The following is a 13721-nucleotide window of genomic DNA, read 5'->3' as shown; positions in this document are numbered from 1 at the left end:
ACCTCAGAAGTGAATGACGGTACGAATGCTCTTGCCTTCATGCATCAGGTCAAACGCTTTGTTGATATCTTCCAGGCCCATGGTGTGTGTGATGAAGGTATCCAGCGGAATTTCACCGGACTGAGCCATTTCCACGTAGCTTGGCAATTCGGTACGACCGCGCACGCCACCAAACGCCGAACCACGCCAGACGCGACCGGTGACCAGCTGGAATGGGCGAGTGGCAATTTCCTGGCCAGCACCGGCCACGCCGATGATCACTGACTCGCCCCAGCCTTTGTGGCAGCACTCAAGGGCCGCACGCATCAGTTGCACATTGCCGATGCACTCGAAAGAGAAGTCCACGCCGCCGTCAGTCAGGTCGACAATCACGTCCTGGATTGGGCGGTCGTAGTCTTTCGGGTTGATGCAATCGGTGGCACCCAGTTGCTTGGCGATTTCGAACTTGGCCGGGTTGATATCAATAGCAATGATGCGACCGGCCTTGGCCTTGACTGCACCGATAATCGCCGACAGGCCAATACCGCCCAGGCCGAAGACGGCCACGGTGTCGCCCGGCTTGACCTTGGCGGTGTTGATCACCGCACCGATGCCGGTGGTGACACCACAACCGAGCAGGCAGACTTTTTCCAACGGCGCTTCTTTAGGAATCTTGGCCACGGAGATTTCCGGCAGCACGGTGTACTCGGAGAACGTCGAGGTGCCCATGTAGTGGAAAATCGGCTGGCCCTTGTAGGAGAAACGCGTGGTGCCATCCGGCATCAAGCCCTTGCCCTGCGTGGCGCGAATGGCCTGGCACAGGTTGGTCTTGCCACTCAGACAGAACTTGCACTTGCCGCATTCCGGGGTGTACAGCGGGATCACGTGATCGCCCACAGCCACCGAAGTTACGCCCTCGCCGATGGCTTCCACCACTGCGCCGCCTTCATGGCCGAGGATCGAAGGGAAGATGCCTTCCGGGTCCGCCCCCGACAAGGTGTAGGCGTCGGTGTGGCACACGCCGGACGCGACCACCCGCAGCAGCACCTCGCCAGCCTTGGGCATGGCGACATCCACTTCAACAATCTCAAGGGGCTTCTTGGCCTCGAAGGCTACGGCGGCACGGGACTTGATCATCCGGGTTTCTCCATCGGGTTAAAAACTGAGACGGTGAGTGTAAATCATCACCTATTGATGAATAATTCGGACTAAAGCAAAACATTATTGCTGTACAGGGACAATCACCATGCTGGAGAACCGCTGGGAAGGCATTGACGAGTTTGTCGCGGTGGCCGAATGCAGCCAGTTCACGGCGGCGGCCGAACGGTTGGGGGTGTCTTCATCCCATGTCAGCCGGCAAGTGGCGCGCCTTGAAGAACGCCTGCAAACCCGATTGCTGTACCGCAGTACGCGCAAGGTGACTTTGACCGAAGCCGGTCAGACCTTCCTGCAGCACTGCCAACGCCTGCAGGACGGTCGCGAGGAAGCGTTGCGGGCGGTGGGCGACCTGACCAGCGAACCCAAGGGCATGTTGCGCATGACCTGCGCCGTGGCCTATGGCGAACGCTTTATCGTGCCGCTGGTGACACGATTCATGGCGCACTATCCGCAACTGCGCGTGGACATCGAGTTGACCAACCGCTCGCTGGACCTGGTGCATGAAGGCCTCGACCTGGCCATCCGCCTGGGACGCCTGCAAGACTCGCGCATGGTTGCCAGCCGCCTGGCACCTCGACGCATGTACCTATGCGCGTCGCCCTCCTACCTCGAACGGTACGGTCGGCCACACAGTTTGTCGGAGTTGAGCCGGCATAACTGCCTGATTGGCAGCTCGGATATCTGGCAAATGGCCCAGGATGGGCGGGAATTTTCCCAGCGCGTGCAAGGCAATTGGCGCTGCAACAGCGGGCAAGCGGTGCTGGATGCGGCGTTACAAGGCATGGGCTTGTGCCAGTTGCCGGATTACTACGTGCTGGAGCATCTGCACAGCGGGGCGTTGGTGTCGTTGCTGGAGGCTCATCAACCGCCAAATACTGCGGTGTGGGCGTTGTATCCGCAGCAGCGGCATTTGTCGCCGAAGGTGAGGAAGCTGGTGGACTTTTTGAAGGTGGGGTTGGCGCAGAGGCCGGAGTACAAGCATTGAATTGAGGTGGTCTGCACCGGCCTCATCGCGGGCAAGCCCGGCTCCCACAGTTGGACGTGTTGTTTGATGTGGCAGCGATCAAATGTGGGAGCTGGCTTGCCTGCGATGACGCAGACCCGGTCTGACAGGTTACCGCCGGTTAGCCCAGCGCAACTTCAACCACTCCAGGTCTTCCGGCCGAGTCACCTTGATATTGTCCGAACGCCCTTCGATCAGGCGCGGCGCCTGCCCGGACCATTCCATGGCCGACGCTTCATCGGTGATCACCGCATCGGCCACCAGGCTGTCGGCCAAGGCGCGATGCAAGGCGCCCAGGCGGAACATCTGCGGCGTGTAAGCCTGCCAGATCAGGCTGCGATCAACGGTATCCACCACACGGCCATGCTTGTCGACACGCTTGAGGGTGTCGCGCGCCGGCACCGCCAGCAGGCCACCTACCGGATCGTCAGCCAGTTCCGCCAACAATTTGTCGAGGTCATCACGGCTCAGGTTAGGCCGCGCAGCGTCGTGCACCAACACCCAGTCGTCATCACTGGCGCCCAGGGCGTTGAGTTGCAGCAGCGCATTGAGCACCGAGCCGGAACGTTCCGAGCCCCCGTCGGCACGCTGGATACGCGGGTCAGTGGCGCATGCCAAGGTGGGCCAATAAGGATCGTCAATTGCAAGACTGACCACCAGGCCCTTGAGGCGTGGGTGGTCGAGAAAACAGCCGAGGCTGTGTTCGAGAATAGTGCGCCCTCCCAGTTGCAGGTACTGCTTGGGACGGTCTGCGGCCATACGGGCACCGACGCCCGCGGCAGGAATCACGGCCCAGAAGGCCGGTAAATCGTGGCTCATTGGGCCAACTGGTAGAGGGTCTCGCCCTCCTTGACCATGCCCAACTCATGACGAGCCCGCTCTTCAACGGTCTCCGTGCCTTTTTTCAGCTCAAGCACTTCAGCGTCCAGGACACGGTTGCGCTCCAGCAGGCGTTCGTTTTCGGCACGCTGGTCGGCAATTTGCTGGGTCAGCTCTTCCACCTGCGCAAAGCTGCCATTACCGACCCATAGGCGGTACTGCAGGCCAGCCAGCAACAAGAGTAAGACGAGGAACAACCAATTGGGACTGCGCATCGAAATCCGGGTATCCAGTGAAAAAAGACAGTCATGCAAACCTTTTGCAGCAACTGATAGCACAAAGCCTGGAAAAACCAGGCTTGCGCTTGTCAGTCAGCAGATTAGCGCCGAAATTCACACTGACGTGAGATTTCTGACGCAATCCGCCGACTTTTTACCATTTACTGCTTAGCCGCGAAACTCGCCGCGACCGTTGTACTTGGCTTTACCTGCCAACTGCTCTTCGATGCGCAGCAATTGGTTGTACTTGGACACGCGATCGGAACGGCACAGGGAACCGGTCTTGATCTGGCCCGCCGAAGTACCCACGGCCAGGTCGGCAATGGTGGAATCTTCGGTTTCGCCGGAGCGATGGGAGATCACGGCGGTGTAGCCCGCGGCCTTGGCCATCTGGATGGCTTCCAGGGTTTCGGTCAGGGTGCCGATCTGGTTGAACTTGATCAGGATCGAGTTGGCGATCTTCTTGTCGATGCCTTCTTTCAGGATCTTGGTGTTGGTCACGAACAGGTCGTCACCCACCAGCTGGATTTTTTCGCCGATCTTGTCGGTGAGAATTTTCCAGCCATCCCAGTCGGACTCGTCCAGGCCGTCTTCGATCGAGATGATCGGGTAGCGCTGGGTCAGGCCTTTGAGGTATTCAGCGAAGCCTTCGGAGTTGAACACCTGGCCTTCGCCGGACAGGTTGTACTTGCCGTCTTCATAGAATTCGCTGGCGGCGCAGTCCAGGGCCAGGGTCACGTCGGTGCCCAGCTTGTAGCCAGCGTTGGCCACGGCTTCGGAGATGACTTTCAGTGCGTCTTCGTTGGAGGCCAGGTTCGGCGCGAAACCGCCTTCGTCACCCACGGCAGTGCTCAGGCCACGAGCCTTCAGTACAGCCTTGAGGTGATGGAAAATCTCGGTACCCATGCGCAGGCCTTCGGAGAAGGACTTGGCGCCAACCGGCTGTACCATGAATTCCTGGATGTCGACGTTGTTATCTGCGTGCTCGCCACCGTTGATGATGTTCATCATCGGCACCGGCATCGAGTAGACGCCCGGGGTGCCATTCAGATTGGCAATGTGTGCGTACAACGGCAGGTCCTGGTCCTGCGCAGCCGCCTTGGCAGCTGCCAGGGACACCGCGAGAATGGCGTTGGCGCCGAGGCTGCCTTTGTTTTCAGTGCCGTCGAGCTTGATCATCGCGTGGTCCAGGGCTTTCTGGTCCAGCGGGTCCTTGCCCAGCAACAGGTCACGAATCGGACCGTTGATGTTGGCTACAGCCTTGAGTACACCCTTGCCCAGGTAACGGCTCTTGTCGCCATCACGCAGTTCCAGCGCTTCGCGCGAACCGGTGGAAGCACCGGACGGCGCGCAGGCGCTGCCGATGATGCCGTTATCGAGAAGCACGTCGGCTTCGACGGTGGGGTTGCCACGGGAGTCGAGAACTTCACGACCTTTGATGTCGACGATTTTTGCCATTGTTGTAAACACTCCAAAGTTGACGAAAACGACGCAGCTGAAGGAAATCTTTTGACCGACCGCAAGGGTGGAACAACGGGGCAGGCTTGCAGACGACAAGGCTCAGGCCCGGGGGCCTGAGCGTAAAGCGTGGGAAATTCTACCGGAGAAATGCCAGTTACGCGGTCTCTACCGTCGGAAAACTCTTGACCAGCTCGTCCAACTGCTTGAGTTGGGCCAGGAATGGCTCCAGCTTGTCCAGGCGCAGGGCGCACGGGCCATCGCATTTGGCGTTGTCCGGGTCCGGGTGAGCTTCAAGGAACAGGCCCGCCAGGGACTGGCTCATGCCCGCCTTGGCCAGGTCCGTCACCTGGGCACGTCGCCCGCCAGCGGAGTCCGAACGACCACCGGGCATTTGCAGCGCATGGGTCACGTCGAAGAACACGGGGTATTCGAACTGTTTCATGATGCCGAAACCGAGCATGTCCACCACGAGGTTGTTGTAGCCGAAGCTCGAACCCCGCTCGCAGAGGATCAACTGGTCGTTACCCGCTTCCACGCATTTGCTCAGGATGTGTTTCATCTCCTGAGGAGCGAGGAATTGGGCTTTCTTGATGTTGATCACAGCGCCGGTCTTGGCCATGGCGACCACGAGGTCGGTCTGGCGCGACAGGAAGGCCGGCAACTGGATGATGTCGCACACCTCGGCGACCACGGCAGCCTGCTCAGGCTCGTGGACGTCGGTGATGATCGGCACGCCGAAGGCTTGCTTGATGTCCTGGAAGATCCGCATTCCTTCTTCAAGGCCCGGGCCGCGATAGGAGGTCACGGACGAACGGTTGGCCTTGTCGAAGCTGGCCTTGAAGACGTAAGGGATACCCAGTTTCTGGGTGACCCGCACGTACTCCTCACACACCTGCATCGCCATGTCACGGCTTTCCAGCACGTTCATGCCGCCGAACAGCACCATGGGCTTGTCGTTGGCAATCTCGATGTCGCCTACGCGAATGATCTTCTGGGCCATCAGGTTTACGCCTTCTTCTGATGTTGCGTCAGTGCTGCTTTGACGAAACCACTGAACAACGGGTGACCGTCGCGCGGCGTCGAGGTGAACTCCGGGTGGAACTGACACGCCACGAACCACGGATGATCCGGTGCCTCGACCACTTCAACCAGCTTGCCATCACCGGAGCGGCCGGAGATTTTCAGGCCAGCTTCTTTGATCTGCGGCAGCAGGTTGTTGTTCACTTCATAGCGGTGGCGGTGACGCTCGACGATCACGTCCTTGCCGTAGCAGTCGTGTACCAGCGAGCCAGCTTCCAGCAGGCAATCCTGTGCACCCAGGCGCATGGTGCCGCCCAGGTCGGACGTTTCGGTACGGGTTTCAACGGCGCCAGTGGCGTCTTCCCACTCGGTGATCAGACCCACGACCGGATGGCCGCTGCTGTGATCGAACTCGGTGGAGTTGGCGTCTTTCCAGCCCAGCACGTTACGAGCGAACTCGATAACGGCCACTTGCATGCCCAGGCAGATACCCAGGTACGGCACCTTGTTTTCACGGGCGTACTGCACGGCAGTGATCTTGCCTTCCACACCACGCAGGCCGAAACCGCCGGGAACGAGGATAGCGTCAACACCTTCGAGCAGCGCGGTGCCCTGGTTCTCGATGTCTTCGGAGTCGATGTAGCGCAGGTTGACCTTGGTACGGTTGCTGATACCGGCGTGGCTCATGGCTTCGATCAGCGACTTGTACGCGTCCAGCAGTTCCATGTATTTGCCGACCATGGCGATGGTGACTTCATGCTCTGGGTTGAGCTTGGCGTCGACAACCGCTTCCCACTCGGACAGGTCTGCACCGCCGCACTGCAAGCCGAAACGCTCGACCACAAAATCATCCAGGCCTTGCGAATGCAGGATGCCCGGGATCTTGTAGATGGTGTCGGCGTCTTCCAGGGCAATCACCGCACGTTCTTCAACGTTGGTGAACTGCGCAATCTTGCGGCGCGAGGAAATATCGATCGGGTGATCGGAGCGGCATACCAGCACATCCGGCTGCAGGCCGATGGAACGCAGTTCCTTGACCGAGTGCTGGGTAGGCTTGGTTTTGGTTTCGCCGGCAGTGGCGATGTACGGCACCAATGTCAGGTGCATCAGCATCGCGCGCTTGGCGCCGACTTCGAAACGCAACTGGCGGATGGCCTCGAGGAACGGTTGGGACTCGATGTCACCCACGGTGCCACCGATCTCGACCATGGCCACGTCGGCATCGCCTGCACCCTTGATGATGCGGCGCTTGATTTCGTCGGTGATGTGCGGGATCACCTGGATGGTTGCACCCAGGTAGTCACCACGGCGCTCTTTGCGCAACACGTGCTCGTAGACACGGCCGGTGGTGAAGTTGTTGTTCTGGGTCATGGTCGTGCGGATGAACCGCTCGTAGTGGCCCAGGTCCAGGTCGGTCTCGGCGCCGTCGTGGGTGACGAACACTTCACCGTGCTGGAACGGGCTCATGGTGCCCGGGTCGACGTTGATGTACGGGTCCAGCTTGAGCATGGTGACCTTAAGTCCCCGCGCCTCCAGGATGGCCGCCAATGAAGCGGAGGCAATGCCTTTCCCCAATGAAGAAACAACACCGCCCGTGACGAATATGTAGCGCGTCATGAAAAACCCTAGAAGTCTGCGTTAAAGCGGTCCGAGCCGCCGGGGAAAGCGAAGGAAGGCCGAAGCCCCCGATCACCTGCATTAATCACAGTGCACCTTTCAAAAAAACCGCCGCGTTGTGACAGACCAGCAATGAAACACCGGTACGTTGATCGCTACACATTTTTTGGAATCGCCCAGCAAAGACTGCTTGGTAATCGGCAACGACTGCGATTCAGGCGAATCCACAGAAGTTGTATCAAGAAGGGAGCGTAGTCTACCGGAAAGGCGCTATCAGCTCAAACCTTGATCGCAGGTCTGTGGCAACCAATCCAATTGCACCTCACCCATCGACCGGGCCCATGCCCCCGCAACGCTTGGCACAGCCAGCAATTGCTCGCCCCGATAGACCAGCGGCAATCTGCCACGGACGAAGCCCGGCATGCCGCTTTCATTCAGCAGACGCTTGAGATCGCGCCGGCCTCGGCCCGGTACGTCGATGATTTCGCCACCCTGGCGATAACGCACCTGCAGCGGGCCTTCGGGGGCCTTGCCGATAAATCTCAGTTGGCCATTACCCGATAACTCTAGTGGATTTTGCGGATCGGGCCAGCTCACCGATGCGTCGGAAAACTCCGACCATGTTGTGGGCAACCACCAGATGCGTTCACCGCTACGCTGCATTTGGCCGTCGGCCAGGCGCCACAGAGGCTGTGCGTCACGCTTGGCATCGCGCAGGGCATGCCAACCGGCCCAGTGATCGCTGTCGGGTAAACGGGTCAGTGGCATGAGCCAATGCCGCAGGGCGTTACGCTGGCGGGCATCGGACAATTCACGCAATGGTTCAAGCGCCAGGGACTGCAGAGGCAACCAGGGAAACGCAGAAGGCTGATCGGCGCGCTGCAGGTCCATCAGCGCCAATTCGTCGAGCAGCCCCTGAGCCTCAGCCATGTGTTCAGCCGTGCGAGCCAGGTGGGTGATCGCCTGGGGCCAGCGCTCCGTCACGGCAGGGAGTACACGGTGACGCAAGTAATTGCGGGAAAACCGGGAATCAACGTTGGAGGGGTCTTCGATCCACTGCAACTGATGCTGATGGGCGTAGGCTTCCAGCTCGCTACGGGTGCACGCCAGCAACGGCCGCACCAAGCGGCCTTGGGCCAACGGGCGATGCTCAGGCATAGCCGCCAACCCTCGCACACCGGCGCCACGCAGCAGGCGAAACAGCAGGGTTTCGGCTTGATCGTCGCGATGCTGGCCAGTGAAAAGCACCTCCCCTGCCCCAATGATTTGCATGAACGCTTGGTAGCGCGCATCGCGCGCCGCACGTTCAAGGCTCGCGCCGGGCCTCACCTGCACACGCATGACGCGCAAGGGTACGCCCAGGCTGTCGCAGACCGATTGGCAATGAGCAGGCCACGCCTCGGCAGCAGCTTGCAGGCCATGGTGGACATGGACGGCGCTGACAGGAGGCAGATTTTCGATGTTGGCCAGTGAGACCAGGAGGTGCAGCAGGACGGTGGAGTCGAGACCGCCGGAGAACGCGATATGCCAGGCCGGGGCGTTGCGCCAGGGGGCCAGGGTGTGCAGGAGTGTGGCCGGCAGGGTTGGTTTCATCACACGTCACCGCCGCAAAGCTTGAATACGTTCGTCAGCATACACAAAGCAAATGTGGGAGCCGGGCTTGCCCGCGATGCAGGCACCTCGGTGTATCAGTGATACCAAGGTGATGCTATCGCAGGCAAGCCAGCTCCCACACAAGCCGGCTACTACATTGGGTACAGCGTCGGCTTAGAGGCCGTAGCTCATCAGGCGCTCATAACGACGAGCCAGCAGCGCTTCGTTATCCAACTTCTTGAGCATCGCCAGTTGCGACCCCAACTCGGCACGGATGGTCGCAGCGGCGGCAGCCGGGTCACGGTGGGCGCCGCCCAGTGGCTCGGCGATGACCTTGTCCACGATACCCAGGCCTTTGAGGCGATCGGCGGTGATGCCCATGGCTTCGGCAGCGTCCGGCGCCTTTTCGGCGGTTTTCCACAGGATCGAGGCACAACCTTCCGGCGAGATCACCGCGTAGGTCGAGTACTGCAACATGTTCAGTTGGTCGCAGACACCAATGGCCAGGGCACCGCCGGAACCACCTTCACCAATCACAGTGGCGATGATCGGGGTTTTCAGGCGCGCCATGACGCGCAGGTTCCAGGCAATCGCTTCGCTCTGGTTGCGCTCTTCGGCGTCGATACCCGGGTAGGCACCCGGCGTGTCGATGAAGGTCAGGATAGGCATCTTGAAGCGCTCGGCCATTTCCATCAGGCGGCACGCCTTGCGATAGCCTTCCGGGCGCGGCATGCCGAAGTTGCGGCGTACTTTCTCGCGCACTTCACGGCCTTTCTGATGACCGATCACCATCACCGGTTGGTCGTCCAGGCGAGCGATACCGCCCACAATGGCTGCGTCGTCGGAGAAATGACGGTCGCCGTGCAACTCGTCGAACTCGGTGAAGATGTGTTCGATGTAGTCCAGGGTGTAGGGACGGCGCGGGTGGCGAGCCAGGCGCGCGATCTGCCAGCTGGTCAGCTTGCCGAAGATGTCTTCGGTGAGCGTGCTGCTCTTGTCTTGCAGGCGAGCGATTTCATCACCGATGTTCAGCGAATTGTCATTGCCGACCAGGCGCAGCTCTTCGATCTTGGCTTGCAGGTCAGCGATCGGCTGTTCGAAATCAAGAAAATTCGGGTTCATAAGCGTCCGTCTTGGGTCGACGGCCAAGGGGTGCCTGGCCAGCCGGTTGTCTATTCGCGCCCTACCTTAAGGGAGAGGCGCGTTTAGGTCGAGATTAAATGTTTAGTCGAGATCAGATCTATCTGACCGTCAACGGTATTGGAGGAAGACGTTGTCTCGCCCGAACTGGTCACGCAAAGCTTGAATCAAGCCATCAGCGGGATCAATTCGCCACGTCTCACCAAACTGCAACATGGCCTTGGCATCGCTGCCGGTGTATTCCATGGTCACCGGGCATGCGCCACGATGGCGTTTTAGCAGGTCACCCAACCAGCGTAGCTGATCGCCTTTAAGCGCTTCGGTTTTGACCTTCAGGCGCAGGCTTTCGGCCAGGTTGGTGCGGGCGTCTTCCATGCTCATCACGCGCTTGATGCGCAGGCGCAGGCCACCGGAGAAGTCATCATTGCTGACCTCCCCTTCCACCACCACCATGGCGTCGGTCTGCAACAGCGATTGGGCGGAGTGAAACGCGTCGGCAAACAATGACGCTTCGATGCGGCCCGAGCGGTCATCGAGGGTGATGAAGCCCATCTTGTCACCCTTCTTATTTTTCATCACCCGCAGGGCGATGATCATACCGGCGACGGTCTGGGTATCCCGCGCCGGTTTGAGGTCGATGATGCGCTGACGGGCAAAACGGCGGATTTCGCCTTCGTACTCGTCAATCGGGTGACCGGTGAGGTACAGGCCCAAGGTGTCTTTTTCACCCTTGAGGCGCTCCTTCAGAGTCAGCTCCTTGGCCTTGCGGTGATTCGCGTAGACATCCGCATCCTCTTCGACGAACAGCCCGCCAAACAGGTCGGCGTGGCCGCTGTCATGGGTACGAGCGGTCTGCTCGGCGGCCTTGATCGCCTCTTCCATGGCGGTCAGCAGCACCGCCCGGTTACGATCGATATTGGCCTGGTAAGACTTGGGCTCATCATGAAAATACGGGCCAAGACGGTCGAGTGCGCCGCTGCGGATCAGGCCATCGAGGGTACGTTTGTTGATGCGCTTGAGATCCACCCGCGCGCAGAAATCGAACAGGTCCTTGAACGGCCCGTCCTGACGCGCTTCGGTAATGGCCTCCACCGGACCTTCGCCCACGCCTTTGATCGCGCCGAGGCCATAGATGATGCGGCCTTCGTCGTTCACCGTGAACTTGAACTCCGAAGCGTTCACGTCCGGCGCGTCGAGGCGCAGCTTCATGGTGCGCACTTCCTCGATCAAGGTCACGACCTTGTCGGTGTTGTGCATATCCGCCGAGAGTACCGCCGCCATGAACGGTGCCGGGTAGTGGGCTTTCAACCAGGCGGTCTGGTACGACACCAGGCCATAGGCGGCGGAGTGGGATTTGTTGAAGCCATAACCGGCGAATTTTTCTACCAGGTCGAAGATGTTACCGGCCAGGTCGGCATCGATGTTGTTGGTGGCGCAACCTTCAATGAAACCGCCGCGCTGCTTGGCCATTTCCTCGGGCTTTTTCTTACCCATGGCGCGACGCAGCATGTCCGCACCGCCGAGGGTGTAGCCGGCCATCACCTGGGCGATCTGCATCACCTGTTCCTGGTACAGGATGATGCCGTAGGTCGGCGCCAGTACGGGCTTGAGGCCCTCGTACTGGTAGTCGGAGTGCGGGTAAGCCAGCTCGGCGCGGCCGTGTTTACGGTTGATGAAGTCATCCACCATGCCCGATTGCAGCGGGCCCGGACGGAACAGGGCCACCAGTGCGATCAAGTCTTCCAGGCAGTCGGGCTTGAGCTTTTTGATCAGCTCCTTCATGCCCCGGGATTCAAGCTGGAACACCGCCGTGGTTTCGGCTTTTTGCAGCAGGCTATAGGTCGGTTTGTCGTCCAGCGGGATAAACGCGATATCCAGCGGTTCTTCGCCGACCTTGGCACGGTCGCGGTTGATGGTCTTGAGTGCCCAGTCGATGATCGTCAGGGTCCGCAGGCCGAGGAAGTCGAACTTCACCAGGCCGGCGGCCTCCACGTCGTCCTTGTCGAACTGGGTGACCAGGCCGTCGCCTTCTTCATCGCAATAGATCGGCGAAAAGTCGGTGAGCTTGGTCGGCGCAATAACCACGCCACCAGCGTGTTTACCGACGTTACGCACCACGCCTTCGAGCTTGCGCGCCATGTCCCAGATTTCGGCGGCTTCTTCATCGACCTTGATGAAGTCGCGCAGGATTTCTTCCTGCTCGTAGGCTTTTTCCAGGGTCATGCCGACTTCGAACGGGATCATCTTCGACAGGCGGTCGGCCAAACCGTAGGACTTGCCCTGCACCCGCGCCACGTCGCGAATTACCGCTTTGGCGGCCAGGGAACCGAAGGTGATGATCTGACTTACTGCGTTGCGGCCGTATTTCTCGGCCACGTATTCAATCACGCGGTCACGACCATCCATGCAGAAGTCGACGTCGAAGTCGGGCATGGATACCCGTTCCGGGTTCAGGAACCGTTCGAACAGCAGGTCATATTCAAGCGGGTCAAGGTCGGTGATCTTCTGTACGTAGGCCACCAGCGAGCCAGCACCTGACCCCCGGCCCGGACCTACCGGCACGCCGTTGTTTTTCGCCCACTGGATAAAGTCCATTACGATCAGGAAGTAGCCGGGGAACCCCATCTGGATGATGATATCCAGCTCGAAATTCAACCGATCGACATACACCTGGCGCTTGGCTTCGTAGTCCTCGGTGGTGTCCTTGGGCAGCAGGACGCTGAGGCGTTCCTCCAGGCCATCGAACGACACTTTGCGAAAGTATTCGTCGATGGTCATGCCATCGGGAATCGGGAAGTTGGGCAAAAAGTGCTTGCCCAGCTTTACTTCGATGTTGCAGCGCTTGGCGATCTCGACGGAGTTTTCCAGGGCCTCGGGCAAGTCGCTGAACAGCTCCGCCATTTCCTCGGCGCTTTTGAGGTACTGCTCTTCGCTGTAGTTCTTCGAGCGGCGCGGGTCATCCAGGGCCCGGCCTTCACCGATGCACACGCGGGTTTCGTGGGCTTCGAAGTCTTCTTTCTTGATAAAGCGCACATCGTTGGTCGCCACCAGCGGCGCACCCAGCTTATCGGCCAGGGCGACGGCAGCGTGCAGATGCTCTTCATCGTTGGGACGGTTGGTGCGCTGGACTTCCAGGTAGAACCGGCCTGGGAACACCTGCATCCACTCACGCGCCAGCACTTCGGCTTCCTGAGGGTTGCCGCCCAGCAGCGCGATACCGATTTCGCCCTCTTTGGCCGCCGAGAGCATGATCAGGCCTTCGCTGGCTTCGGCCACCCACTCGCGCTCGATGATGATCGAGCCGTTACGCTGGCCATCGATAAAGCCACGGGAGATCAGTTCGGTGAGGTTGCGATAACCCACGCCGTTCATCGCCAGCAGGCTGATGCGGCTCAGGGGGTTATCCGGGTCTTTGTTGGACAGCCAGAGGTCGGCGCCGCAGATCGGCTTGATGCCGGCGCCCATGGCGTTCTTGTAGAACTTGACCAGGGAACACATGTTGTTCTGGTCGGTAACCGCGACCGCAGGCATGTTCATGCCCACCAGGGTTTTGACCAGCGGTTTGATCCGTACCAGGCCGTCGACCAGGGAGTACTCAGTGTGCAGGCGTAGATGAACGAATGAAGCCGGCATAGTGATCCTGTCTTGATACA

The 13721-nt window shown here is 59.8% G+C and carries 10 protein-coding genes; 1 reads left to right on the top strand and 9 read right to left on the bottom strand.

Features of this window, described 5'->3' with window-relative positions; translation table 11 throughout:
- Window positions 1-3: 3 nt before the first annotated feature.
- Window positions 4-1116 carry an S-(hydroxymethyl)glutathione dehydrogenase/class III alcohol dehydrogenase gene (locus RHM69_RS28575; RefSeq protein ID WP_014717243.1) on the bottom strand — a complete coding sequence of 371 codons (1113 nt, stop codon included), beginning with the start codon at window positions 1114-1116 and terminating at the stop codon, window positions 4-6.
- Window positions 1117-1225: 109 nt separating this feature from the next.
- On the opposite strand from RHM69_RS28575, the gene RHM69_RS28570 reads away from it, so the two are divergent.
- On the top strand, window positions 1226-2122 hold the full coding sequence (locus tag RHM69_RS28570) for a LysR substrate-binding domain-containing protein (RefSeq protein WP_019817856.1): 897 nt from the start codon (window positions 1226-1228) through the stop codon (window positions 2120-2122).
- Between the two features lie 129 nt (window positions 2123-2251).
- Here RHM69_RS28570 and ispD read toward each other — a convergent pair whose 3' ends face one another.
- From ispD to dnaE, 8 genes are all read right to left on the bottom strand, one after another.
- Window positions 2252-2959 (bottom strand): 2-C-methyl-D-erythritol 4-phosphate cytidylyltransferase, encoded by a 708-nt coding sequence (gene ispD, locus RHM69_RS28565; RefSeq protein WP_014717241.1) that lies wholly within the window; start codon window positions 2957-2959, stop codon window positions 2252-2254.
- Window positions 2956-3234, bottom strand: coding sequence for a cell division protein FtsB (gene ftsB, locus RHM69_RS28560; protein WP_003189195.1), 279 nt, complete (start codon window positions 3232-3234; stop codon window positions 2956-2958). Before ftsB ends, ispD begins: the two co-directional genes overlap by 4 nt.
- 171 nt (window positions 3235-3405) lie before the next feature.
- Window positions 3406-4695: a phosphopyruvate hydratase gene (eno, locus tag RHM69_RS28555; protein WP_003189193.1), complete on the bottom strand. Its 1290-nt coding sequence runs from the start codon at window positions 4693-4695 to the stop codon at window positions 3406-3408.
- A 157-nt stretch (window positions 4696-4852) separates the two neighbouring features.
- Entirely contained in the window at window positions 4853-5698 is an 846-nt protein-coding gene (gene kdsA / locus RHM69_RS28550; RefSeq protein ID WP_003189190.1) for a 3-deoxy-8-phosphooctulonate synthase, read from the bottom strand.
- A gap of 5 nt (window positions 5699-5703) precedes the next feature.
- On the bottom strand, window positions 5704-7335 hold the full coding sequence (locus RHM69_RS28545; RefSeq protein WP_003189189.1) for a CTP synthase: 1632 nt from the start codon (window positions 7333-7335) through the stop codon (window positions 5704-5706).
- A 273-nt stretch (window positions 7336-7608) separates the two neighbouring features.
- Window positions 7609-8928, bottom strand: a complete 1320-nt coding sequence (tilS, locus tag RHM69_RS28540) for a tRNA lysidine(34) synthetase TilS (RefSeq protein WP_200600436.1) — start codon at window positions 8926-8928, stop codon at window positions 7609-7611.
- A 174-nt stretch (window positions 8929-9102) separates the two neighbouring features.
- Window positions 9103-10050: an acetyl-CoA carboxylase carboxyltransferase subunit alpha gene (locus tag RHM69_RS28535; RefSeq protein WP_003189182.1), complete on the bottom strand. Its 948-nt coding sequence runs from the start codon at window positions 10048-10050 to the stop codon at window positions 9103-9105.
- Window positions 10051-10179: 129 nt separating this feature from the next.
- Window positions 10180-13701 carry a DNA polymerase III subunit alpha gene (gene dnaE / locus RHM69_RS28530; protein ID WP_322255334.1) on the bottom strand — a complete coding sequence of 1174 codons (3522 nt, stop codon included), beginning with the start codon at window positions 13699-13701 and terminating at the stop codon, window positions 10180-10182.
- Window positions 13702-13721 lie beyond the last annotated feature (20 nt).

This window comes from Pseudomonas sp. CCI1.1 (assembly GCF_034348165.1).
Lineage (GTDB): Bacteria > Pseudomonadota > Gammaproteobacteria > Pseudomonadales > Pseudomonadaceae > Aquipseudomonas > Aquipseudomonas paracarnis.
This window is presented reverse-complemented; position numbering and strand designations above follow the sequence as displayed.

Coding starts and splice junctions, on each gene's coding strand:
- RHM69_RS28545 (WP_003189189.1), bottom strand. CDS start 7,335: ATGACGCGCTACATATTCGTCACGGGCGGTGTTGTTTCTTCATTGGGG.
- dnaE (WP_322255334.1), bottom strand. CDS start 13,701: ATGCCGGCTTCATTCGTTCATCTACGCCTGCACACTGAGTACTCCCTG.
- tilS (WP_200600436.1), bottom strand. CDS start 8,928: ATGAAACCAACCCTGCCGGCCACACTCCTGCACACCCTGGCCCCCTGG.
- RHM69_RS28575 (WP_014717243.1), bottom strand. CDS start 1,116: ATGATCAAGTCCCGTGCCGCCGTAGCCTTCGAGGCCAAGAAGCCCCTT.
- ftsB (WP_003189195.1), bottom strand. CDS start 3,234: ATGCGCAGTCCCAATTGGTTGTTCCTCGTCTTACTCTTGTTGCTGGCT.
- kdsA (WP_003189190.1), bottom strand. CDS start 5,698: ATGGCCCAGAAGATCATTCGCGTAGGCGACATCGAGATTGCCAACGAC.
- RHM69_RS28570 (WP_019817856.1), top strand. CDS start 1,226: ATGCTGGAGAACCGCTGGGAAGGCATTGACGAGTTTGTCGCGGTGGCC.
- eno (WP_003189193.1), bottom strand. CDS start 4,695: ATGGCAAAAATCGTCGACATCAAAGGTCGTGAAGTTCTCGACTCCCGT.
- RHM69_RS28535 (WP_003189182.1), bottom strand. CDS start 10,050: ATGAACCCGAATTTTCTTGATTTCGAACAGCCGATCGCTGACCTGCAA.
- ispD (WP_014717241.1), bottom strand. CDS start 2,959: ATGAGCCACGATTTACCGGCCTTCTGGGCCGTGATTCCTGCCGCGGGC.